Below are 19,667 nucleotides of genomic sequence, written 5' to 3'. Positions count from 1 at the left end.
TCTGCATAGAACGCGGGCGAGCGGCAAGTCAGCCGAACAGAAGCGCCAGAGCAACGCTGCCACCGAAGCGGATTCGGCTGCGTGCGGCAGTGAGGGCTCTCGGCCGAACGATGTTCGGCGCCGCGCCCCGCGCGTCCCGCGCACGACGAAGGGCCGTCCGCCGCGCTCGAGGCGCGGGCGGACGGCCCTGCAGTGGTGCGGGCGCGCTCAGCCGGCCGGGGCCGTGTGCACGGTCCGCGGGTCGTTGAACGACTGGACGCGGCCCGAGAACTCCGACTCGAGGTCGAGCAGCTCCTGCGCGGCGAAGAACGCCATGCCGCTGTGGCCCGGGTACTCCTCCGGCATCAGCTCGTTCGAGTAGGTGTTGCCCATCTCGGCGAGGTTCGCCCGGCCGGCCTCGATCATCCCGGCCATGGACGCCTTCATCGTGAAGTGCATCGTGACCAGCTGGAACCCCAGCTCCGCCAGCTGCGCGAACGACATCTGCTCGAGGCCGCGCTTGGCGTTGATGTCGGCGAACATCTTCAGCCCCGGCACCCGGCGGGCCACCTCGGCGGCGTCCGCGAGGGTCGTGACGTTGACCACGACCGTCGCGTGCGCTCCGAGGGCGACGCAGTCGATCATCCGCTGGATGCCCTCCTCCAGGTTCGCGCTGCCGTAGTTGCTGCGCGCGATCACCATGCAGTCGGTGCCCTCGACGGCGCGGACGGCGGCCCGCACCTTCGCGTAGTACTCCTCGCGGGGGATCATGTTGTCGGCCGAGACGTCCCGGGCGTAGCCGGGCTCGAACTCGTCCTCCATCAGCACCGCCATCGCGCCGGCCTTGGCCACCCGCCTGCAGGTCTCGTAGACCTGCAGGGGACTGGCGCCGAAGCCGTCCTCGATGTCGACCGCGAGCGGCAGCGGCGACATGTCGACGATCCGCTCCACCGCCCAGAGGAGCTCCTCCAGCGAGAGCAGTCCGAGGTCGGGGATGCCCTTCATCGACATCGACACCTCCGATCCGCTCAGCAGCATCGCCTCGAAGCCGGCCAGCTCGACCGCTCGGGCGGAGGAGCAGTCGAAGACGCAGGGGGCCAGGACGCTCCCGGACTCCATCAGCTCGCGCAGGGTCCTCGTCGCGGTCATCGTGCCGTCTCCTCTCGGGGGGTGGTGCGCATCAGTCGTCCTTCGTGACGAGGCGGTAGTTCCAGGTCAGGCTCACGTTGCGGACCTCCATGCCCTGCACGGCGGGGTTGATCAGCATCGCGATGCCGTTCTGCACGGTCGGGATCACCGCCACGTCGCCCATCAGGATGTCCTCCGCGTCGTGCAGGCTCTGCCAGCGCGCCTCCGGCTGGGAGAGCATGTCGGCGGTGCGGGCCGCGGCGATGATCGAGTCGTACTCCGGGTTCGCGTAGCCGCCGAAGTCGCGGGCGGAGGTGGAGGACAGCAGCTCCAGGAACGCCATCGGGTCCTTGTAGTCGGGGCCCCAGCGGAAGAGGTAGAGGTCGAAGTCGCCGGCCGTGGCCTGCTCGTTCGCCGTCGCCTTGGGCTGGCTGGTGAGCTCGATGCTCAGACCGGGCAGGTTCGCCTCCCACTGCGAGGCGACGTACTCGGCCTGCGCGATCGAGGCCTCGTCGTCCCAGTACGAGAGCGTGAGGCTCACGGAGTCGGTGCCCAGGGCGGCGAGTCCCTTCGTCCAGGCGGCCTGCGCCGCGTCGAGGTCGTAGGCGAGGTAGCTGCCGCCCGTGTCGCGGAACTGCTTCCCGTCGGGTCCGACCGCCAGGTTCTGACCGACGAAGTAGTCGGCCGGCTGGGCGCCGTTCTTCAGCACCTCGTCGGCGAGCGCCTCCTTGTCGAAGGAGGTGGCCAGCGCGGTGCGGATGTCCTCGTTCGCGAGCGCCGGGTTCTGGAGGTTGGGGTAGAAGTACCACATGTGCACCTCGAGCGCCGTGGTCAGCTCGGGGGAGTCGGTGTAGCGGTCGATCAGGCTTCCGGAGATCTCGGTGAAGTCGAGGTCGCCGCTCTCCTGGAGGAGCGCCGCGGTCTGCGAGTCCTTCACGACCTGCCACTTGATCGCGTCCAGGTCGATGCCGGAGGCGTTCCAGTGGTCGGCGTTCCTGGCGACCGAGAAGTTGTTCGCGAAGTCCCACGAGTCCCAGACGAAGGGCCCGTTGTAGATCGTCGTCTCGGGGGTCTGGCCGTAGGTGTCGCCCACGCTCTCCAGGTAGGCCTGGTTCACCGGGAGGAACGCCGGCCGCACCAGCAGCGCCTGGAAGTAGGGCACGTCTGCGGCGAGCTGCACCTGCAGGGTCTTGTCGTCGAGCGCCGTGACGCCGAGCTGGGTGTAGTCCATCCCCTCGTTGACGATCTCGTTCGCGTTCTTGATGCCGGCGGCGACCGCCTCGTTGCTGTTCGGGGCCGCGGTGGCCGGGTTCACCAGGCGCTTCCACGAGTACTCGAAGTCCTGCGCGGTGACCGGCGTCCCGTTGCTCCACGACGCGTCGCGGATCGTGAAGGTGTAGGTCAGGCCGTCGTCGGACTTCTCGACGCTCTCCGCCATCAGCGGGTCGATCTGGCCGTCGGCGTCGAGCGTGTAGAGGCCGTCGAAGACGGCGGTGAGCACCTCGTTCGACATGCCGTCGTTCACCTTGTGCGGATCGACGGCCTGCAGGGGGAGCAGCTTGCCGACGGTGAGGACGTGGGAGGACGTGCCGGCCTGACTCGACGACGTCGCGTCGGTGCCGCAGGCGGACAGCAGGCCGACGGCCGCGGTCATCGCGACCGCCGCCATCAGGAGCTTCGGGAGCCGTTTCATGGGAGGAGGTACCCCTTCGTGTGTGGTGCATCGGGAGACTCGGGGGAGTCGGGAGGGTGCGGCGTCATCGAGGGGACTGGCGCATGCGTTCGGTGATCTCGCAGAAAGTCTGCACGTCGATGCCCGTTGAGGCAAACGGTCTGTATCCTGTACAGCGATTCCCACTCTGGCCGCACAGAAGCGGCTCACGCCCGCGAAAGGTGTCTCCCTTGCCGAACATAATTAGGCCGGTCCGGCTCGACGAGGTCGACCGCGCGATCATCAACGTCCTGGTGCAGGACGGGCGCATCCCGAACAAGGAGCTGGCCGACCGGATCGGCCTCGCGCCCTCCTCCTCGCTGGCCCGGGTGCGGGCGCTGATCGAGAGCGGAGTCATCTCGGGCTTCCACGCCGAGGTCGACGCGCGCCTGCTCGGCAAGGGCATCCGCGCGATCCTCCGCGTCCAGCTGCGCGAGCACTCGCGGGCCGAGAACGCCCGCTTCGCCGAGGCGATGTCTAAGCTGCCCCAGGTGGTGAACCTGTGGCTGGTGGCGGGCGAGGACGACTACCTGATCGAGGTGGTCGCCGCGAGCCCCGACGAGCTGAGCGACTTCGTCCTCGACTGCGTCACCTCCGATCCGGTGGTCGCCGACACCTATACGACCCTGGTGTTCTCCCGCTGGCGCGGCGTCGGGCCGATCCCCACCGACGACGACGCGTGAGCGCCGAGCGCCTCCGTCGGCTCCTCGAGGGCGAGGTGCTGCTCGACACGCACAACGACCTGCTCTGCGGGCTGCGGCGCTACGAGGGGTACCGCGTCGAGGGCTTCGACCGGCCCCGCCCGGAGTTCCACACCGACCTGCCGCGGCTGCGCGCGGGAGGCGTCTCGGCGCAGGTCTGGTCGGTCTTCGTCTCGGCGCTGCAGAGCGAGGGCGACGCGGTGGCCGCGACGCTGGAGCAGATCGACGCCGCGTACCGGTTCGCCGCCGCCCACCCGCGCGACCTGCGCGTCGTGACCACGGTGCGGGAGGCGGAGCAGGCGGTCGCCTCCGGCCGGATCGCCTCCTTCCTCGGGATCGAGGGCGGCCACTCCGTCGCCTCCTCCCTCGGCGTGCTGCGGATGCTCGCCCGGCTGGGCGTGCGGACGATGACGCTCACGCACAACAGCTCCCTCGACTGGGCGGAGGCCGCCACCGGCACCCCGGTCGAGGGCGGGCTCACGGCGGACGGGGTGGCCGTCGTGCGCGAGCTGAACCGGCTCGGCGTCGTCGTCGACCTCTCGCACACCTCCGAGCGCACCCAGCTCGCCGCGCTCGCCGCCACCTCCGCTCCCGTCCTCTACTCCCACTCCGGAGTCGCGGACGTCGCCGCGCACCCGCGCAACGTCTCCGCCCGGGCCCTCGCGGCGCTCGCCGCGAACGGAGGAGTGCTGCAGATCGCCTTCGTCGCGCAGTTCGTCTCGCGCGCCTTCGCGGACTGGTCGGCCGAGGCCGACGCCGCCCGCGCCGGGCTCGGGATCACCACGTCGATGCCCTGGCCCCGCGCCCCCCGCCCCGCCGAGGCGCCCGAGGACGCCGCGCGGGCGAACCGGGCCGCGTTCCCGGTGGCCGAGCCCGCCGCGCTCGCCGCCTTCGAGCAGTGGCGCCGCGCGCATCCGGCGCCGCTCGTCACCGTCGCGCAGGTCGCCGACCACGTCGACGCCGCCCGCGAGGCCGTCGGGTCCCGGCACGTGGGCCTCGGCAGCGACTTCGACGGCGTCGCCGACCTGCCCGAGGGGCTCGGCGACGTCTCGGGCTACCCGCGCCTGCTGGCCGAGCTGGCCGACCGCGGCTGGAGCGACGCGGAGCTGCTCGACCTCGCCGGACGCAACACCCTGCGCGTGCTCCGCGCGGCGGAGGAGGCCGCCGAGACCCCGGAGGACGCGCGCGCCTGAGCGCCTGCGAGGCCCGGATCCCGCCTCCTGGACCCGCGACCCAGGGAACGCTGGCAGGATGTACGGGACGGTCGGTGCGCGAGAGCGCGCCGCACGGACGGCACCGCCCGCTGAGAGCGGCCCCGCCCGGCCCCGTCCCGCACACCTCCACCCGCTCCCGACAGCGCTCACAGCGCCGGAGCGACACATCACCGCGGCCCGACCGGGCGCGCGGTCGGACCCTGCGCCGCGCGCCCGCGTCCAGCCACTCCCTCCCGGAAGAACCGCATGAGAAACGCCAGAACCGCCAAGCCCGCTCGCCACCACCTCGAGCTCCCCAAGCCCAAGCCCCTCGAGAAGGGCGCCATGCGGATCACCCCGCTCGGCGGCCTCGGCGAGATCGGCCGCAACATGACCGTCTTCGAGCACAAGGGCAAGCTGCTCATCGTCGACTGCGGCGTCCTCTTCCCCGAGGAGAACCAGCCCGGCATCGACGTGATCCTCCCCGACTTCGCCGCGATCCGCTCGCGCCTGAAGGACATCGAGGCCATCGTCCTCACCCACGGCCACGAGGACCACATCGGCGGCGTGCCGTACCTCCTCAAGGAGCGCGGCGACATCCCGATCATCGCCTCGACCTTCACCCTCGCGCTGATCAGCGCGAAGCTGCAGGAGCACCGCATCACGCCGCGCACGCGCCCGGTGAAGGAGGGCGACCGGATCGACGCCGGCGTCTTCGACCTCGAGTTCCTCGCCGTGAACCACTCCATCCCGGACGGGCTCGCCGTCGCGATCCGCACCGAGGCCGGCCTCGTGCTGCACACGGGCGACTTCAAGATGGACCAGTTCCCGCTCGACGGGCGCACCACCGACCTCCCCGGCTTCGCGCGCCTCGGCGACGAGGGAGTCGACCTGTTCCTGGTCGACTCCACGAACGCCGACGTCCCCGGCTTCGCGATCTCGGAGGGCGACCTCGCCCCCGCGATCGACCAGGTGTTCCGCACCGCGCCGCGCCGCATCGTCGTGTCCAGCTTCGCGAGCCACGTGCACCGCATCCAGCAGGTCCTCGACGCCGCGCAGCGCCACGGCCGCAAGGTCGCCTTCGTCGGCCGCTCGATGGTCCGCAACATGGGCATCGCCGCCGACCTGGGCTACCTCAAGATCCCGGCCGGCCTCGTCGTCGACATGAAGGTGCTCGAGAAGCTCCCCGCGACCGAGATCGTGATGATCTGCACCGGTTCGCAGGGCGAGCCGATGGCGGCGCTCTCGCGCATGGCCAACAAGGACCACATCATCGACATCGGCCCCGGCGACACCGTGCTGCTGGCCAGCTCGCTGATCCCCGGCAACGAGAACGCGATCTACCGGATCATCAACGCCTTCACCCGCTGGGGCGCCACCGTCGTGCACAAGGGCAACGCCAAGGTGCACGTCTCGGGCCACGCCAGCGCGGGCGAGCTCGCCTACTGCTACAACATCCTGCGCCCCACCGCGGTGCTCCCCGTGCACGGCGAGTGGCGCCACCTCACCGCGAACGCGGCGATCGCGACCCGCACCGGGATCGACGAGAAGGACGTCTTCGTCATCGAGGACGGCGTCTCGATCGACCTGGTGAAGGGCCGCTCGCGCATCAGCGGGCGCATCCCGGCCGACCAGATCCTGGTCGACGGCACCACGATGGGCGTCGCCACCGAGGACGCGATGAACGACCGCATCGTCCTCGCCGAGGAGGGGGCCATCACGGTCCTCGCCATCGCCGACCTCGACCGCGGCACGCTCGGCGAGCCGGTCGAGTTCTTCACCCGCGGCTTCGTCGAGGAGCCGGGCTGGAAGGCCAACGCGAGCAAGGCGATCGACGACGCCGTCCTGCAGGCCGCGGGCAAGCCGGTCGAGCTCGAGGCCATGGAGGCGCTGATCACGCGCACCCTCGGCCGCTGGCTGACCCGCCGCCACCGCCGGAACCCGGTCATCACCACCATCGTCGTCGAGGAGTAGGCGCCTTCCACGCCGGCCTCCGCCTCCGCTACCCCCTGCCCCGCGAGGCGCGGGCGGAGCAGAGTGGGAGGGTCGGCAGGTCGCCGACGCGAAGGGAGAGCGCCATGAGCACCGACCGCACCACGGGTGAGGACACCGAGAAGACCGAGGACCTCCCCGACGGCACCGGGACGGACACCTCCTCCGGTGGCGGCGACACCGACACCGTCTCCGGCGGCGAGCCGGACGAGCCCGCCGAGTAGGGCCGTGAACGACGAAGGGCGGGACCGCGAGGTCCCGCCCTTCGTCGTTCCGCCGATCAGATCAGCGGGCCGTCGCTCTCGCTCGAGCGGCGGGTGACCTGCTCGCCGCTGGCCGGGTCGACGGCCGAGCGCGTAGTCGAGACGGCCTGGCGGCGGCGCGTCAGCAGGACCAGCCCGAGGATCAGGCCGACCGCTCCGGCCGCCATGAGGATGTAGCCGACCAGCCTCAGGTCGATCCCGGACACCTGCACGTCCACCGCGAAGGCGAGGACCGCGCCGACGACGAGGAGGAAGATCCCTGCTCCGATGCTCATTGCGTGCTCCTTCTGACTGCCGCCGGAGCGCGCGCGGGAAGCGCGCAGGGGCACCGGCGATCGCCCCACGGTAGACCCCGGGACCGGCGGCCCCCAGGCCTTCCGGCGGGAGCCTCCGGGGGTGTAGGGCGGTGCCGGGTCAGCGGTCGGAGACGCGGAGCATCACGCGGGTGCGGTCGGCCCGGGTGACCAGGCCCTCGATCAGGAGGAACACGCGGTACTCGAGCCGGTACTTCGCCAGGAACACGCGGCCCAGGCGCTCGACCTCGCCGGGGTCGGCGTCGATCTCCGCGGCGGCCTCGACCGGCACCGCGTAGTCGGAGACGCGGCCGCGGCGGTCGCACGGGACGAGGGTCACCCGCGCGTCGTTGCGGAGGCGCTTCACCTTGCCGCTGCGGCGGGGAGTGGTGACGATCAGCTCGTGGCCGTCGCGGGCGATCCAGACCGGGGTCGAGACGGCGTCCCCGGACTTCCGGAACGTGGTGAGCGAGACGAAGCGCTCGTCGGCGAGAGCGGTGAGGTCCTGGGAGAGGGGCATGTCCGAAGTAGAGCGGCCGGGAGCGGTCACCGCAAGCCTCCGTGGCACCTCGATCCGCCCCCGTAGGGTGGAGTGATGACCGACGCGACGCCTCTGATCGGCCCGACCGAGGCGCCCGATCTGCACGTGATGACCTACAACATCCGCCGGCGGATGCCGCGCCTCACCTCCCGCGCCGTCGACCAGTGGGATCGGCGCCGCCCGCTCGTCCAGCGGGTGCTGGAGCAGGAGCGCCCCTCGATCCTCGCCGTGCAGGAGGCGCTGCCGGACCAGTCGGCCGCCGTGCACGAGGCGCTGGGCTCCTCCTTCGAGGCGATGGGCTTCGGCCGGGACGCGGACCGCGGCGGCGAGCGCGTGATGCTCTTCGTCGACCGCAGCCGCTACGCCGTCCGGCACTGGACCCAGATCGCCTTCTCGGACACCCCGGACGTCGCCGGCTCGCGCAGCTGGGGCAATCGCATCCCGCGCACCGCGGTGATCGCGGAGCTGACCGATCACGCGACCAGCCGCGAGCTCACCGTGATCTCGACCCACTTCGACCACATCTCGCGGCGCTCGCGCCAGCGCTCCGCCGAGCTGATCGCCCGCCGCGTCCTCGAGCTCGGACGCCCCGCGATCGTGATGGGCGACACCAACACCGACGTCGACACCGTCCCCTACCGGACGATCCTCGACGAGGGCCGCCTCGCGGACGCGTGGGAGACGGCGGAGAAGCACCTCACCCACTCGTGGAGCACCTTCTCGAACTACCGCGCGCCGGCGCCGGGCAAGCGGATCGACTGGCTGCTCGTCAGCGAGGGCGCGTTCGAGGTGGTCTCCGCCGGGATCAACGCCGTCCGCTACGGGGGAGCGGCGCCCTCCGACCACGAGCCGGTCCAGGCCGTGCTGCGCTTCACGAAGCCGTGAGCGGCTCCGCCCTCGTCGAGACCTTCCTCGATCCCCCGCGCACCCGCGGGGAGTGGACGGCCGACGGCATCCGCGCGATCGGGGCGGCGAGCATCGTGGCGGCCGCGATCGGCTGGGACCTGGTCGACGTGGCGGTGCTCGCGCTCGCGGCGATCGGGCTGGTGCTGCCGCGCTTCCTCGGCATCCGTCCGGCGCTCGACGCCCTCTTCGGGCTCGCGCTGCTCGTGGCGTCCTGGAGCAGCGTCCTCGGCCTGTACGAGGCGTGGCCGCAGTGGGACCTGGTCGTGCACTGCGTGCTCAACGGGCTGATCGCCGCGGTGGCCTACATCGTCGCCGCTCGGGCCGGAGTCGTGCCGGCCGTCGCGGGCGATCGCGGGCCGTTGCTCCCGGCAGTCGTGCTCTGCGCCTGCTTCGGGACGACGGCGGGCGTCCTGTGGGAGTGGGGCGAGTGGGCGGGGCACCGCTTCATCGACTCCTCGATCTTCGTCGGCTACGAGGACACGCTCGGCGACCTCGCCGCAGGTGCGCTGGGCTCGATCCTCGCCGGCGCGCTGATGCGCTTCTGGTCCGCGAAGTCCCGGGTGGTCGGACCGGGCGTCTCGCGCGGCGTCGGAGGTGCGGCGTAGCCTGTCCCGCATGTGCGGCCGCTTCGCGATGGACTCCGAGACCGATGAGCTGATCCGCGAGTTCGTCGCCGCGGGCGGGCGCGCCGAGGACTGGGCGCCCGACTACAGCGTCGCTCCCACCGACGTCGCGCCGATCGTGCGCGAGCGGCTCCACGACGGCGAGCGGGAGCGCGAGCTGGAGCTCGCGTCCTGGGGCTTCACCCCGTCCTGGTCGAAGGGCAGGGGGCCCTCGCCGATCAACGCGCGCCTCGAGTCGGTCGCGACGAACGGCCTGTTCCGCGGGGCGTTCGCCAAGCAGCGCGCGATCGTGCCGATGCGCGGGTACTACGAGTGGGAGTCCCGCGCCGACGGCAAGCAGCCCTGGTTCCTGCAGGGCGAGGAGCCGATCCTCGCCGCGGCCGGCCTCTACACGGCCCGCAAGGAGGGCGACGACTGGCGCGTCTCCTTCACGATCATCACCCGCGAGGCGCGCGACGCCTCCGGCGAGGTGCACGACCGGATGCCCGTGTTCCTCACGCCCGACGTGCGCGACGCCTGGCTCGACCCGGCTCCGCTCGCCTCCGCCGAGGAGATGCTCGCCACCCTCGACCGGGCGTCCGTCGCGATGGCCTCGACCGTCACGGCCCACCCGGTCGACCGCCGCGTGAACAACTCCCGCACCGTCGACCGCCGCGACCCGGGCCTGCTGACGCCGGTCGCCTGACGCCGCTCGCCTGACAGGCGCGGCACGATACGCGTGGTCCGCGGAACCTCCGGGCGAGGGCGGACGACCGGTGGTGGGTGGACCGGAGAGCACGGGAGGGGCGGAGCCGCGGCCCCGCCCCTCCCGGGCGTCCTACTTCGTGCCGGCGTGACCCGGGAACGGCTTGCCGTTCAGCGAGACCTCGTCGGGGTCGACCTCGACGTCGCCCACGTCGTCCGGGCCGCCCGTGCCGGGCACGGCCTTCACCTCGGCCGAGCCGGAGACCTCGGTGCGGCTCTCCGCCGGGTCCGAGTCCTGCTTGGCCTCGGTCTCGCGCTCGCTGCCGGGCGACTCCGAGATGTCCTTCTCGATGGTCTCGCTCTCGGAGGAGGTGGCGGGAGCCGCCCCGTCCGGCTTGCCGATGGTCGAGCCCTGGTCGTCCTGCTCCGTGCGGTCCTGGTCCATGTCGTCGCCTTTCGTCGGGACCTCCGACGCTACGTCGGGGCGCGCGCGGGGGCACCCGCTTGACAGCCCGGCCGGGGGAGGGCGGCGTGCAGGGTCGACGTACTACCCTGGGTCGACGGTCGCACCGGGGGGCGCGGCACACCCGCCGCCGACCGCGAGGAGGACCCGTGGCATCCCACCGGACAGGCGACACCCGCATCGTCGGGACGACGGTCGACGGCCGGTACACGATCGAGGAGCTCATCGGCCGCGGCGGCATGGCCACGGTCTACCGGGCGCGAGACGGCGTCCTCGGCCGCTCCGTCGCGCTGAAGATGTTCGCCCCCGGCATCGACGACGCGCAGGACCTGCAGCGCAAGGCGTCCGAGATCCGGCTGCTCGCGGCGCTCAATCACCCCGCCCTCGTCACCCTCTACGACGCGCACGACGGCGGCGACGACACCAACGGCCAGGCCTACATGGTGATGGAGCTCGCCGAGGGCCCGAGCCTGTCCGAGCGGCTCGCCGAGGGCCCGGTCGCGCCGAACGACGTCGCCTCGATGGCGGGCGACCTCGGCGAGGCCCTGCACACGGTCCACGCGGCCGGAGTCGTGCACCGCGACGTGAAGCCGTCGAACGTGCTGCTCGTCCCGAGCCCGCTGACCAGCCGCGAGTTCCGCCCGAAGCTGGCCGACTTCGGCATCGCCTCCCTCATCGACGCGACGCGGATCACCGCGCCCGGCACCCTCATCGGCACCGCCGCCTACCTCAGCCCCGAGCAGGCGCACGGCGACCCGGTCACCTCGGCGAGCGACATCTACTCCCTCGGCCTGGTGCTCCTGGAGTCGCTGACCGGTCGCCGCCCGTTCACGGGTTCGGCGATCGAGGTCACGCTCGCCCGCCTGCTCCGCGACCCCGAGGTCTCGGAGTCGCTCGGCAGCGGCTGGACCTCGCTCCTGACCGCGATGACGCGGCGCGAGCCCGGCGAGCGTCCCGCCGCGCTGCAGGTGGCGGAGTCGGCGCGCCGCCTGATCGATCCGCGGCGCGACTCCCCGCCGGCGGCCATCGTCGTCCCCGACGTCCCCGCCACCCGGGTGATGTCGACGGAGCCGCTCGCCGAGACCGAGCCGATCACGCGGACGGAGGCGCTCGACCCGACCCGCCGGCTCGCGGCCGACGCGTACCCGGCCACGGAGGCGATCGCTCCGACGCAGCGCTTCACCGCGACCGAGCGGATCGCTCCGGCACCGCGCATCGCTCCGGCACCGCAGACCGCTCCGGCGCCGCTCCGCCCCGCGACCCCCCCTCCGCAGCGCCGCGGCCCGAGCCCGTGGCTGATCGTGCTGGTGCTCGCGCTGGTCGCGGTCGCCGTCGGGCTCGCGATCATCCTGATCGACGGTCCCCAGTCGCCTCTGCCGCAGGTGGACGGCGAGCTGGGCGACCACCTCCGTCAGCTGCGCGAGAGCATCCGCTCGTGAGGGGCCTCCGACTGCGCGCCGTCGGCGCCGTGCTCGCCTCGGTCCTGCTGCTGAGCGGATGCTCCTCCGCGCCGCAGGGCATCGACGAGGGCACCGCCCAGACCCTCGACGACGCGGTGGTGGCCGTCGCCGAGAAGGCCTCGGCCGACGACTACCAGGGCGCTCTCACCGAACTCGCCTCGCTGCAGTCGGCGCTCGACGCCGCGCTCGCCGAGGGATCCGTCAGCTCCGACCGCGCAGCGACGGTGCAGGCGCAGGTCGACGTCGTCCGCGGCGACCTCGAGGCCCTGATCGCGGGAGCCCCGGAGCCGGCACCGGCCGAGACGACCGAACCGGCTCCCGAGGAGACGACCCCGGTCGAGGAGGAGCCGGAGGACACGCCGGCCCCCGTCGAGACCGAGGACGACCCCGCCCCCTCGCCCGAGGAGTCGGAGCCGGAGGAGACGCCGACCGAGCCGGAGGAGCCCGCGGAGGAGACCCCGGCCGCTCCCGGCGACGACGCTCCGGGGAACAGCGGCGACGCTCCGGGGAACAGCGGTGGCGCACCCGGCAACAGCGGGAACGCTCCCGGCAACGGCAACGGCAACGGCAACGGCAACGGCAACGGCAACGGCAACGGCAACGCGGGCGGCAACGGCAACGGCAACGGCCCCGGCGCTCGCGGTGCGGCGACCGGGGTCGGCGCCCCCGCGGGCAGCGGTGCCGCGCCCGGGGCCGCGAAGGGCCCCGGCGGCCGCTAGAGCGCTACTCCTGCGTCGAGAGCACGGCGAACGCCGAGTCGAGCTCGACGTCCACGTCCGTGCCGTCCTCGCGGGTGACCTCCACCTCGAAGGCGTGGTCGGCGTCGTCGCTGCGCTCGGCCTCGGTGACGGTCCCGGAGCCGACGGCGCCCAGCGCCGCCTCGCTCGCGCGGGCGAGGTCGTCGCCGGTGAGGTCGTCCGGGTCCACGGCGGCCGCGGTCGGGTCGCCGGCAGGCACGCCGTCGTCGTCGGAGCCGGCCTGGAGAGCGCGGTCGTCGGGGTCCACGGACACGACGGCGAAGGAGTCGTCGAGGCGCACCTCGTACTCGAGGCCGGCGCGGTCGGTCAGGTCCAGCTCGTAGCCTGTGGCGCCGTCGTCGTCGCGCTCGGCCGAGGTGACGGTCCCGCCGCCGATCTCGGCGAGCGCTGCCTCGCTCGCGCGGTCCAGATCGCTGCCGGTGAGGGAGTCGGATCCCTCGAAGCCGTCGGTCGCGGCGTAGGCGATGCCCGTCCCGGCTCCGATCAGCACGACCGCTCCGGCGATCCCGGCGATGATCTTCGTCTTCTTCTGCACGATGGCTCCGTCCCGGCGCCGCTCGTCGACGCCTCCAGCACTCTCGCGGTCGGGCGCTGAAGCAGGCCTGAAGCGCCCGCTCAGCGGACGAGCGGCACCCGCACCTCGACCCGGGCGCCGCCCAGCGCCGAGTCGCCGACGACGACCCGTCCGCCGTGGGCCCGCGCGATCCCGGCGACGATCGCCAGGCCGAGGCCCGATCCTCCGGCGTCGCGCGCCCGGCCCTCGTCGAGGCGGACGAAGCGCTCGAGCACCCGCTCGCGCTCCGCCGCCGGGATCCCCGGCCCGTCGTCGTCCACCGCGAGCACCGCCTCCGCTCCGTCGATCCGGGTCGAGAGCGCCAGCTGCGAGGAGCGGTGCCGCACCGCGTTGTCGACCAGGTTCCGCAGCGCCCGCGAGAGCAGGGCCTCGTCGGCCACCGCCTGCACGGGCGAGATCCCGCTCGCGTCGACCCGGGCCCCGGAGTCGCGCAGGCGCCGCACCTCGCCGAGGGCGAGGTCGTCGAGATCCACGGGAGCCGCCGCCACGGCCAGGCGCGCCTCGTCCGCCCGGGCGAGCAGCAGCAGGCCCTCGATCAGCCCGCCGAGCCGCACCGACTCCTCCGCGACCGTCCTCGCCAGCCGGGCGGAGTCGAGCCGGTCCGGGTGCGCGAGCGCCACCTCCGCGGTCTGGCGCAGCGCCGCGACGGGGGAGCGCAGCTCGTGCGAGGCGTCCGAGACGAAGCGCCGCTGCCGCTCCTGCCCGCTCTGCAGCCGATCGAGCATCCGGTTGAGGGTGTGCGCCAGCCGGTCGACCTCGTCGCCGGAGCCGGGAGCGGGGATCCGGCGGTCCAGGGCGGAGGAGGTGACCGCCTCGGCCTCCTCGCGCATCCGCTCCACGGGGCGCAGCGCCCGGCCGACGACGACGGCGCACACCACCGCCACCAGCGCGATCAGCAGCGGGACGGCGACCGCGAGCAGCCCGATCGTCGTGGACACCGCCTCCTCGCGGCCCTCGTCGGGCACGCCGACCACGACGAGGGAGTCGTCGTCGAGCTCGCGGGCAACGACCACCACCGGCCCCTCGTCGTCCACGTCGACCGTGACCGGGTCGTCGCTCTCGGCCAGCGCGAGCGGAGGGAGGTCCTCCGCGTCCTCGCCCGCGGCGGCGACCCGCCCGTCGACCACGAGCTGGACCAGTCCCTCCGAGCCGCGGACGGCCTCCGGGCCGCCCTGCTCGACCAGCGCAGCGACCCGCTCCGCCTCGGCGTCGGCGGCGGAGGCGGCGCTCGAGGCGAGCACGGAGGAGAGGACCAGGACGAAGAGCACGCTCCCGAGGAGCGCGGCGGCGGCCACCACGGCGGTCGCGGCCGCGGTGATGCGGGTCCGCAGGCTCCGGCGGCTCACCCGGCCACCAGCGTGTAGCCCGCCCCGCGCCGGGTGCGGAGGGTGTCGCGGCCGAAGGGCCGGTCGATCTTGTTGCGCAGGGTGCGGACGTAGACCTCGACGATGTTCGGGTCGCCGTCGTAGTCGAAGTCCCAGACTGCTCCGAGGACGTCGCGCTTGGAGACGACCTCGCCCGCCCGTGAGACGAAGTACTCGAGGACGCTGAACTCGCGCGCGGTCAGCGGCACGGCGACTCCGCCCCGCTCGACGGTCCGGGACGCCGGATCCAGCACGAGATCGCCGACGACGCGCACCGTGGGCCGCTCGGCGGCTCCACGGCGGATGAGGGCGCGCAGCCGCGCGACGAGCACCGGGAACGAGAACGGCTTGGTGAGGTAGTCGTCGGCGCCGGTGTCGAGGGCCTCGACCTGGTCGAGGTCGCCGTCCTTCGCGGTGAGCATCAGGATCGGGGTCCAGTCCTCGGCGGCGCGCAGCCGCTCGCAGACGCGGAAGCCGCTGACGTCCGGGAGCATCAGGTCGAGGACGATGGCGGCGTAGTCGGCCTCCTGCGCGTACCAGAGGGCGTCGGTGCCGGTGGTGGCGGTGTCCACGGCGAAGCCCTCGGCCTCCAGGCCCGTCTCGAGGGCGCGGAGCAGGTTGATCTCGTCGTCGACGACCAGGATGCGGATGGCGGCCTCCCCGGGCTCGGCGCGCGGGGGCCCGCGCGAGCCCAGGCTAGCCGCGGCCCCGCTGAAGCCCGCCTGAAGCGCCGACGGACCACCGCGTCCCGCCGAGGCGCCGGCTCCCCGCCGGGACACCGGCCGGAGCGCGGTGTCCCGGCGGGACGCGCGGCGCCCGGGCGCGGGTCACTCGTCGCGGTCGGTGTACTCGCCCTCGCCCTCGGCGGAGGTGCCCGCGGCGCTGGTGTCGACGTAGCTGCCCTTGTCGGCGGTGCTCTGCTCGTTGACCGAGGTGTCGACGTAGCTGCCCTCGGCCTCGCCGGCGGTGTGCGAGACGCCCTCCGTCGAGGTGTACTCGCCGCCTTCGGTGTCCTCGGTGCTCGTGCCCTCGGCGACGTGACGGCCGTGGCCGGCGGTGTGCTCGTCGTGACCCTCGTGGTGGTCGTGGTGCTCGTGACCCTCGTGGTGCTCGTTGTCGTGGTCGTGGTGGGCCATGGCGGCCTCCTCGCTTCGTCGCGTCGGTGCGCGGTCGGATCCGCCGCGCTCGCTCCGAGACTTCTGCATCGGGGGCGGGGGTGCAAGACGTGGCGGCTGCACATCCGTGCCGCGCAACTCCTACCGGCGCCGGATCCGTCCGCCTAGCCTCCGGGGATGAGCAGACCCCCTCGCACCCGCTGGAGCGTCATCGGCCAGCTCGGCCCTGCCTTCGACGACGGCGGTCCGATGCTGCTGGTCGAGGCCCGATCGGCGTTCGGGCGCCGCCCGATGCACCGCGCCAAGGCGCAGCTGCTGCTGTCGGCGCTCCGCCACCGCGCCCGCGAGCTCGGGGACCGCGCCGAGTACGTCCGCTCCGAGACCTTCGGCGAGGCCCTCGCCGGGCGCGACGACCTCGAGGTGATCGACCCGCCGACCCGCGGCGGCCGCCGCCTCGCCCGCAGGCTCGGCATGAGCGTTCTGCCCAGCCGCGGCTTCATCACGGCCGAGGAGGACTTCCGCGAGTGGGCGCTCTCCCGCTCGGGCAAGCGCCTGCTGCTGGAGGACTTCTACCGGTGGAGCCGCGAGCGCACCGGCGTGCTGATGCGCGGCGACCAGCCCGAGGGCGGCCGCTGGAACTACGACCACGACAACCGCCAGCCTCCGCCCAAGGGCGCCTCCCGGCTCGGCCTGCCCGACCCGTGGTGGCCGGAGGAGGACGACATCGACGAGGAGGTGCGCGCCGACCTCGCGCGCTGGGAGGCCGAGGGGGCGGTCCGCCTGGTCGGCGCCGACGGTCCGCGCCGCTTCGCCGCGACGCCCGCCGAGGCCGAGGCGGCGCTCGCCGACTTCGTGTCGTCGCGCCTGGGCGACTTCGGGACCTACGAGGACGCGATGCTCTCGGGCGACTGGACGATGGCGCACTCGCTGCTCAGCGCCCCGATGAACCTCGGCGTGCTCGATCCGCGGACGGTCGTAGAGGCGGCCGAGGCGGAGTACGCCGCCGGGGGCGCGCCGATCGCGGCGACGGAGGGGTTCATCCGCCAGATCCTCGGCTGGCGCGACTACGTCTGGAACCTGTTCTGGCACCTCGGGCCGGAGTACCGGAACCGCAGCCGCGCGCTCGGCGCCTCCAGGCCGCTGCCCGCCGAGCTGCTCGCTCTCGACCCGAGCGGCATCGAGGCGAACTGCCTGCACGAGACGCTCGACGACGTGCACCGGCACGGCTGGGCGCACCACATCCAGCGCCTGATGGTGCTCGGCAACTGGGGGCTGCAGCGGGGGTGGGATCCGGCGGAGCTCAACGACTGGTTCGTGGACGTCTTCGTCGACGGCACGGAGTGGGTGATGCCGGCGAACGTGATCGGGATGTCCCAGCACGCCGACGGCGGCGTCGTCGCGACGAAGCCGTACGCCTCGGGCGGCGCCTACATCAACCGGATGTCCGACTACTGCGGCGGCTGCCGCTTCGACCCGAAGGTGCGCCTGGGCGAGAACGCCTGCCCGGTGACCGCCGGGTACTGGGCCTTCCTCGACCGGGCCGAGCCGGTCCTCCGCGGCAACCACCGGATGGCACAGCCCCTCGCGGGCCTGCGCCGCCTCGCGGACCGCGAAGCGGTGGTCGACCAGGAGCGCCTGCGCGAGACGTACTGACGCGGGGTCGGCGGCACGCCCACCGCTACTCCGCGCGCACGAAGCGCGACACGGTGACCGCGACCGTCACCGCGGTCGTCCCCTCCACCGCCGCGAGCCGAGCGTCCAGCGCCTCGGGATCCACGTGGTGGGCACTCGGCCCCATCAGCACCTCGGCGCGCAGCTCGTCGACGCTCATGAGCACCGTCGTGTCCAGCTCGCTGCGCTCCCCGAGCGCGAACCCCGCCAGCTGCTCGTCGAGCCGCTCCGCCTTGCCGGCGTCGATGCCCAGCATCCCGAACCGCTCGCGGATCTCGTGCAGGTGCCTCTCGCGCGGAGTGACGACGACGGCGACGCCGCCCGGACGGAGCACCCGCCGCATCTCCGGGGCGTTCCGCGGCGCGAAGACGGTGAGCAGCGCGTCGGCGGAGGCGTCGGCCAGCGGGAGGGGCTGCCAGAGGTCCGCGGTCGCGATCGCCGCCCGGGGATGCGCGCGGGCGGCGCGGCGGGCGGCCGGGGCCGAGAGGTCCAGGCCCAGCCCGTCCGCCGCCGGATGCGCCTCGAGCACGGCCGCGAGGTACGCCCCGGTGCCGCAGCCCAGGTCGACCACGAGCCGTGCGCCGGCGGGGACGGCCGCGGCGACCGCGTCCTGGATCACCCGGTAGTGGCCGGAGCCGAGCAGGTCGGCGCGGGCCTGCACCATCGCCGTGGTGTCGCCCGAGGTCGCGTGCCTCCCGCGCAGGAGCGAGGCGTAGCCCTGGCGCGCGAGATCGGCGCTGTGCCCGAGGGTGCAGCGGAGCGAGGAGGGGCGGGGCAGCGCATCGGGGGCGAGCGCGCCGCCGCAGACCGGGCAGGCGAGGGCGGGCAGCACCGTCGATCCGGGTCGGGCGGCCGGATCGAACGCGCTCACTCCGCTCCGGGCGCGCGCGCCCGCATGGCGGTGACCGCCGCGTTCAGCGTCGCGATGGTCGGCACCGCGAACAGCGCCCCGGCGAGCCCGGCCACCTCGAGCCCGGTCGCGACTCCGAGCACCACGGCGAGCGGATGCACCTTCACGGCGGTCCCGAGGATGAGCGGCTGCAGCACGTGCCCCTCGAGCAGGTGCACCAGGATCACGACGCCGACCATCACCAGCGCGGCGACGGGCCCGCTGAACAGCAGCGCGACCAGCGCGGCGAGCGCACCGGTCACGATCGCGCCGAGGATCGGGACGAACGAGCCGAGGAACACCACGATCGCGATCGGCACGACGAGCGGCAGCTGCAGCGCGAGCGCGCCGATGCCGATGCCGACGGCGTTGATCCCGGCGACGCCGAGCTGCGCGATCACGAACTGGCTGAGGGTCCGCCAGCCGGCGGCGCCGCCGCGCTCCATCGCCGGGCGGGCGCGGCGGGGGAGGAGGCGGAGGAACCAGTGCCAGATCCGGCGGCCGTCGAGGAGCAGGAAGATCAGCGAGAACAGGGTGAGGAGGGTCCCGGCGAAGACCTCGGCCAGCTGGGAGCCGACGGCGAGGGCCCCGGACGCGATCGTCGACGCCTGCGCGTCGGCCCAGTCGACCGCGCGCTGCGCCCAGTCCGAGAGCTGCACGTCCGAGAACGACAGCGGCGGGCTCCGCAGCCACGCCTCGACGCCGTCGACCGCGTCGAGGGCGCGCTGTCCCACTCCGCTGAAGCCGGAGCGGGACTGCACGACCACCAGCCCGACGAGGCCGGTCAGCAGGAGGAGCATCAGGACGATCGAGACCAGGACCGCGAGCGGGCGGGGGAGCCGCAGGCGCTCGAGCCGGTTCCGCAGCGGAGTGAGGAGCGCGGTGAGCAGCAGCGCGATCAGCACCGGCACGACGATCACGGGCAGCAGCGAGACGAGGCGCACGAGGAGGTAGAGGAGCCCGGCGACGGCGAGGAAGCGCCACGACCAGGCGGCGGCGATCCGCATCCCGGTCGAGACGTCGCCCGAGGCGTCGTCCGGAGAGTCCGCGAGGGCCGGAGCCGGGACCGCTGCCGGGGGAGCGGCGGCCGCAGGCGGACTCGCCGCCGTGCCGTGCCGCTCGTCGCGCGCTCGCCGTCCCCGCATGACCCCTCCGATCCTCTCGCAGTGTACGGCGGAGCGGCCGTCCGGGACCGGGAGGGAGCCCGGGGGCGCCCCGCCTGGAGGGATCGGGGCGCCGGATGCGCCGGCAGCGGCTCGTCCGGAGGGCGGAACGCGCCGGATCGCGCCGTCTCCGCCCCGTTCCCCGCCTCGGCCGCGGGAGGCCGGTCCGCGCCGGTAGCGTCGCGCGGGTCGATGC

Annotated in this window: 21 protein-coding genes; 10 read left to right on the top strand and 11 right to left on the bottom strand. The window is 73.5% G+C overall.

The window, feature by feature from the left end; all coding sequences use genetic code 11:
• Positions 1 to 207 precede the first annotated feature (207 nt).
• Complete coding sequence (locus tag C5C49_RS05605) at positions 208 to 1,128, bottom strand: oxaloacetate decarboxylase (RefSeq protein ID WP_104238814.1); 921 nt, start codon at positions 1,126 to 1,128, stop codon at positions 208 to 210.
• Between the two features lie 31 nt (positions 1,129 to 1,159).
• On the bottom strand, positions 1,160 to 2,800 hold the full coding sequence (locus C5C49_RS05600) for a peptide ABC transporter substrate-binding protein (protein WP_104345635.1): 1,641 nt from the start codon (positions 2,798 to 2,800) through the stop codon (positions 1,160 to 1,162).
• A 209-nt stretch (positions 2,801 to 3,009) separates the two neighbouring features.
• On the opposite strand from C5C49_RS05600, the gene C5C49_RS05595 reads away from it, so the two are divergent.
• The 4 genes from C5C49_RS05595 (at position 3,010) to C5C49_RS16910 (ending at position 6,928) form a co-directional block, all read left to right on the top strand.
• Positions 3,010 to 3,501 carry an Lrp/AsnC family transcriptional regulator gene (locus C5C49_RS05595; RefSeq protein WP_208543320.1) on the top strand — a complete coding sequence of 164 codons (492 nt, stop codon included), beginning with the start codon at positions 3,010 to 3,012 and terminating at the stop codon, positions 3,499 to 3,501.
• Positions 3,498 to 4,712, top strand: a complete 1,215-nt coding sequence (locus tag C5C49_RS05590) for a dipeptidase (RefSeq protein ID WP_104345634.1) — start codon at positions 3,498 to 3,500, stop codon at positions 4,710 to 4,712. Before C5C49_RS05595 ends, C5C49_RS05590 begins: the two co-directional genes overlap by 4 nt.
• 267 nt (positions 4,713 to 4,979) lie before the next feature.
• A complete protein-coding gene (locus C5C49_RS05585) occupies positions 4,980 to 6,686 on the top strand; it encodes a ribonuclease J (protein ID WP_104222925.1) in 1,707 nt (568 codons plus the stop codon).
• Positions 6,687 to 6,790: 104 nt separating this feature from the next.
• Positions 6,791 to 6,928, top strand: a complete 138-nt coding sequence (locus tag C5C49_RS16910) for a hypothetical protein (RefSeq protein WP_159940924.1) — start codon at positions 6,791 to 6,793, stop codon at positions 6,926 to 6,928.
• 56 nt (positions 6,929 to 6,984) lie between these two features.
• Here C5C49_RS16910 and C5C49_RS05580 read toward each other — a convergent pair whose 3' ends face one another.
• Both C5C49_RS05580 and C5C49_RS05575 read right to left on the bottom strand, forming a co-directional pair.
• Positions 6,985 to 7,242, bottom strand: a complete 258-nt coding sequence (locus C5C49_RS05580; protein ID WP_104262774.1) for a DUF6458 family protein — start codon at positions 7,240 to 7,242, stop codon at positions 6,985 to 6,987.
• A 139-nt stretch (positions 7,243 to 7,381) separates the two neighbouring features.
• Positions 7,382 to 7,780: a PPOX class F420-dependent oxidoreductase gene (locus C5C49_RS05575; RefSeq protein ID WP_104246944.1), complete on the bottom strand. Its 399-nt coding sequence runs from the start codon at positions 7,778 to 7,780 to the stop codon at positions 7,382 to 7,384.
• A gap of 75 nt (positions 7,781 to 7,855) precedes the next feature.
• On the opposite strand from C5C49_RS05575, the gene C5C49_RS05570 reads away from it, so the two are divergent.
• From C5C49_RS05570 to C5C49_RS05560, 3 genes are read left to right on the top strand one after another with little or no spacing between them, the layout of a single operon-like run.
• Positions 7,856 to 8,686 carry an endonuclease/exonuclease/phosphatase family protein gene (locus tag C5C49_RS05570; protein WP_104345633.1) on the top strand — a complete coding sequence of 277 codons (831 nt, stop codon included), beginning with the start codon at positions 7,856 to 7,858 and terminating at the stop codon, positions 8,684 to 8,686.
• Positions 8,683 to 9,312: a hypothetical protein gene (locus C5C49_RS05565; RefSeq protein WP_104345632.1), complete on the top strand. Its 630-nt coding sequence runs from the start codon at positions 8,683 to 8,685 to the stop codon at positions 9,310 to 9,312. The genes C5C49_RS05570 and C5C49_RS05565 overlap by 4 nt, the downstream gene beginning before the upstream one ends.
• A gap of 10 nt (positions 9,313 to 9,322) precedes the next feature.
• Complete coding sequence (locus tag C5C49_RS05560) at positions 9,323 to 10,015, top strand: SOS response-associated peptidase (RefSeq protein ID WP_104345631.1); 693 nt, start codon at positions 9,323 to 9,325, stop codon at positions 10,013 to 10,015.
• A 132-nt stretch (positions 10,016 to 10,147) separates the two neighbouring features.
• Here the strand turns inward: C5C49_RS05560 and C5C49_RS05555 are convergent, their stop codons facing one another.
• Positions 10,148 to 10,459 carry a hypothetical protein gene (locus tag C5C49_RS05555; RefSeq protein WP_104222919.1) on the bottom strand — a complete coding sequence of 104 codons (312 nt, stop codon included), beginning with the start codon at positions 10,457 to 10,459 and terminating at the stop codon, positions 10,148 to 10,150.
• A gap of 167 nt (positions 10,460 to 10,626) precedes the next feature.
• Here C5C49_RS05555 and C5C49_RS05550 point away from each other — a divergent pair, with 167 nt between their 5' ends.
• On the top strand, positions 10,627 to 11,916 hold the full coding sequence (locus C5C49_RS05550) for a serine/threonine-protein kinase (protein WP_104345630.1): 1,290 nt from the start codon (positions 10,627 to 10,629) through the stop codon (positions 11,914 to 11,916).
• Entirely contained in the window at positions 11,913 to 12,656 is a 744-nt protein-coding gene (locus C5C49_RS16905) for a hypothetical protein (RefSeq protein ID WP_181135712.1), read from the top strand. The genes C5C49_RS05550 and C5C49_RS16905 overlap by 4 nt, the downstream gene beginning before the upstream one ends.
• A gap of 4 nt (positions 12,657 to 12,660) precedes the next feature.
• Here C5C49_RS16905 and C5C49_RS16900 read toward each other — a convergent pair whose 3' ends face one another.
• The 4 genes from C5C49_RS16900 to C5C49_RS16895 form a co-directional block, all read right to left on the bottom strand.
• Entirely contained in the window at positions 12,661 to 13,230 is a 570-nt protein-coding gene (locus C5C49_RS16900; RefSeq protein WP_104345629.1) for a PepSY domain-containing protein, read from the bottom strand.
• Between the two features lie 80 nt (positions 13,231 to 13,310).
• Positions 13,311 to 14,615 (bottom strand): cell wall metabolism sensor histidine kinase WalK, encoded by a 1,305-nt coding sequence (locus C5C49_RS05535; protein ID WP_258068392.1) that lies wholly within the window; start codon positions 14,613 to 14,615, stop codon positions 13,311 to 13,313.
• A complete protein-coding gene (locus tag C5C49_RS05530; protein WP_104249963.1) occupies positions 14,612 to 15,283 on the bottom strand; it encodes a response regulator transcription factor in 672 nt (223 codons plus the stop codon). The genes C5C49_RS05535 and C5C49_RS05530 overlap by 4 nt, the downstream gene beginning before the upstream one ends.
• 177 nt (positions 15,284 to 15,460) lie before the next feature.
• A complete protein-coding gene (locus tag C5C49_RS16895) occupies positions 15,461 to 15,769 on the bottom strand; it encodes a hypothetical protein (protein ID WP_181027115.1) in 309 nt (102 codons plus the stop codon).
• 156 nt (positions 15,770 to 15,925) lie between these two features.
• Between C5C49_RS16895 and C5C49_RS05520 the strand changes: the two genes are divergently transcribed.
• Positions 15,926 to 17,401, top strand: a complete 1,476-nt coding sequence (locus C5C49_RS05520) for a cryptochrome/photolyase family protein (RefSeq protein WP_104345628.1) — start codon at positions 15,926 to 15,928, stop codon at positions 17,399 to 17,401.
• A gap of 25 nt (positions 17,402 to 17,426) precedes the next feature.
• On the opposite strand, the gene C5C49_RS05515 is transcribed toward C5C49_RS05520, so the two are convergent.
• Positions 17,427 to 18,251: a methyltransferase domain-containing protein gene (locus tag C5C49_RS05515; RefSeq protein WP_374953845.1), complete on the bottom strand. Its 825-nt coding sequence runs from the start codon at positions 18,249 to 18,251 to the stop codon at positions 17,427 to 17,429.
• A 35-nt stretch (positions 18,252 to 18,286) separates the two neighbouring features.
• Positions 18,287 to 19,453, bottom strand: a complete 1,167-nt coding sequence (locus tag C5C49_RS05510) for an AI-2E family transporter (RefSeq protein ID WP_104345626.1) — start codon at positions 19,451 to 19,453, stop codon at positions 18,287 to 18,289.
• Positions 19,454 to 19,667 lie beyond the last annotated feature (214 nt).

This window comes from Rathayibacter sp. AY1E2 (assembly GCF_002932325.1).
In the GTDB taxonomy this organism is placed as follows: Bacteria; Actinomycetota; Actinomycetes; order Actinomycetales; family Microbacteriaceae; genus Rathayibacter.
Note: the sequence above shows the minus strand (reverse complement) of the source record. Positions and strands in the feature narration are given on the sequence as shown.

Excerpts from the sequence above, each read along its gene's own strand:
- C5C49_RS05560 (WP_104345631.1), top strand. The coding sequence starts at position 9,323 with ATGTGCGGCCGCTTCGCGATGGACTCCGAGACCGATGAGCTGATCCGC.
- C5C49_RS05510 (WP_104345626.1), bottom strand. The coding sequence starts at position 19,453 with ATGCGGGGACGGCGAGCGCGCGACGAGCGGCACGGCACGGCGGCGAGT.
- C5C49_RS05520 (WP_104345628.1), top strand. The coding sequence starts at position 15,926 with ATGAGCAGACCCCCTCGCACCCGCTGGAGCGTCATCGGCCAGCTCGGC.
- C5C49_RS05580 (WP_104262774.1), bottom strand. The coding sequence starts at position 7,242 with ATGAGCATCGGAGCAGGGATCTTCCTCCTCGTCGTCGGCGCGGTCCTC.
- C5C49_RS05555 (WP_104222919.1), bottom strand. The coding sequence starts at position 10,459 with ATGGACCAGGACCGCACGGAGCAGGACGACCAGGGCTCGACCATCGGC.
- C5C49_RS05600 (WP_104345635.1), bottom strand. The coding sequence starts at position 2,800 with ATGAAACGGCTCCCGAAGCTCCTGATGGCGGCGGTCGCGATGACCGCG.
- C5C49_RS05570 (WP_104345633.1), top strand. The coding sequence starts at position 7,856 with ATGACCGACGCGACGCCTCTGATCGGCCCGACCGAGGCGCCCGATCTG.
- C5C49_RS16895 (WP_181027115.1), bottom strand. The coding sequence starts at position 15,769 with ATGGCCCACCACGACCACGACAACGAGCACCACGAGGGTCACGAGCAC.
- C5C49_RS05575 (WP_104246944.1), bottom strand. The coding sequence starts at position 7,780 with ATGCCCCTCTCCCAGGACCTCACCGCTCTCGCCGACGAGCGCTTCGTC.
- C5C49_RS05605 (WP_104238814.1), bottom strand. The coding sequence starts at position 1,128 with ATGACCGCGACGAGGACCCTGCGCGAGCTGATGGAGTCCGGGAGCGTC.
- C5C49_RS16910 (WP_159940924.1), top strand. The coding sequence starts at position 6,791 with ATGAGCACCGACCGCACCACGGGTGAGGACACCGAGAAGACCGAGGAC.
- C5C49_RS05585 (WP_104222925.1), top strand. The coding sequence starts at position 4,980 with ATGAGAAACGCCAGAACCGCCAAGCCCGCTCGCCACCACCTCGAGCTC.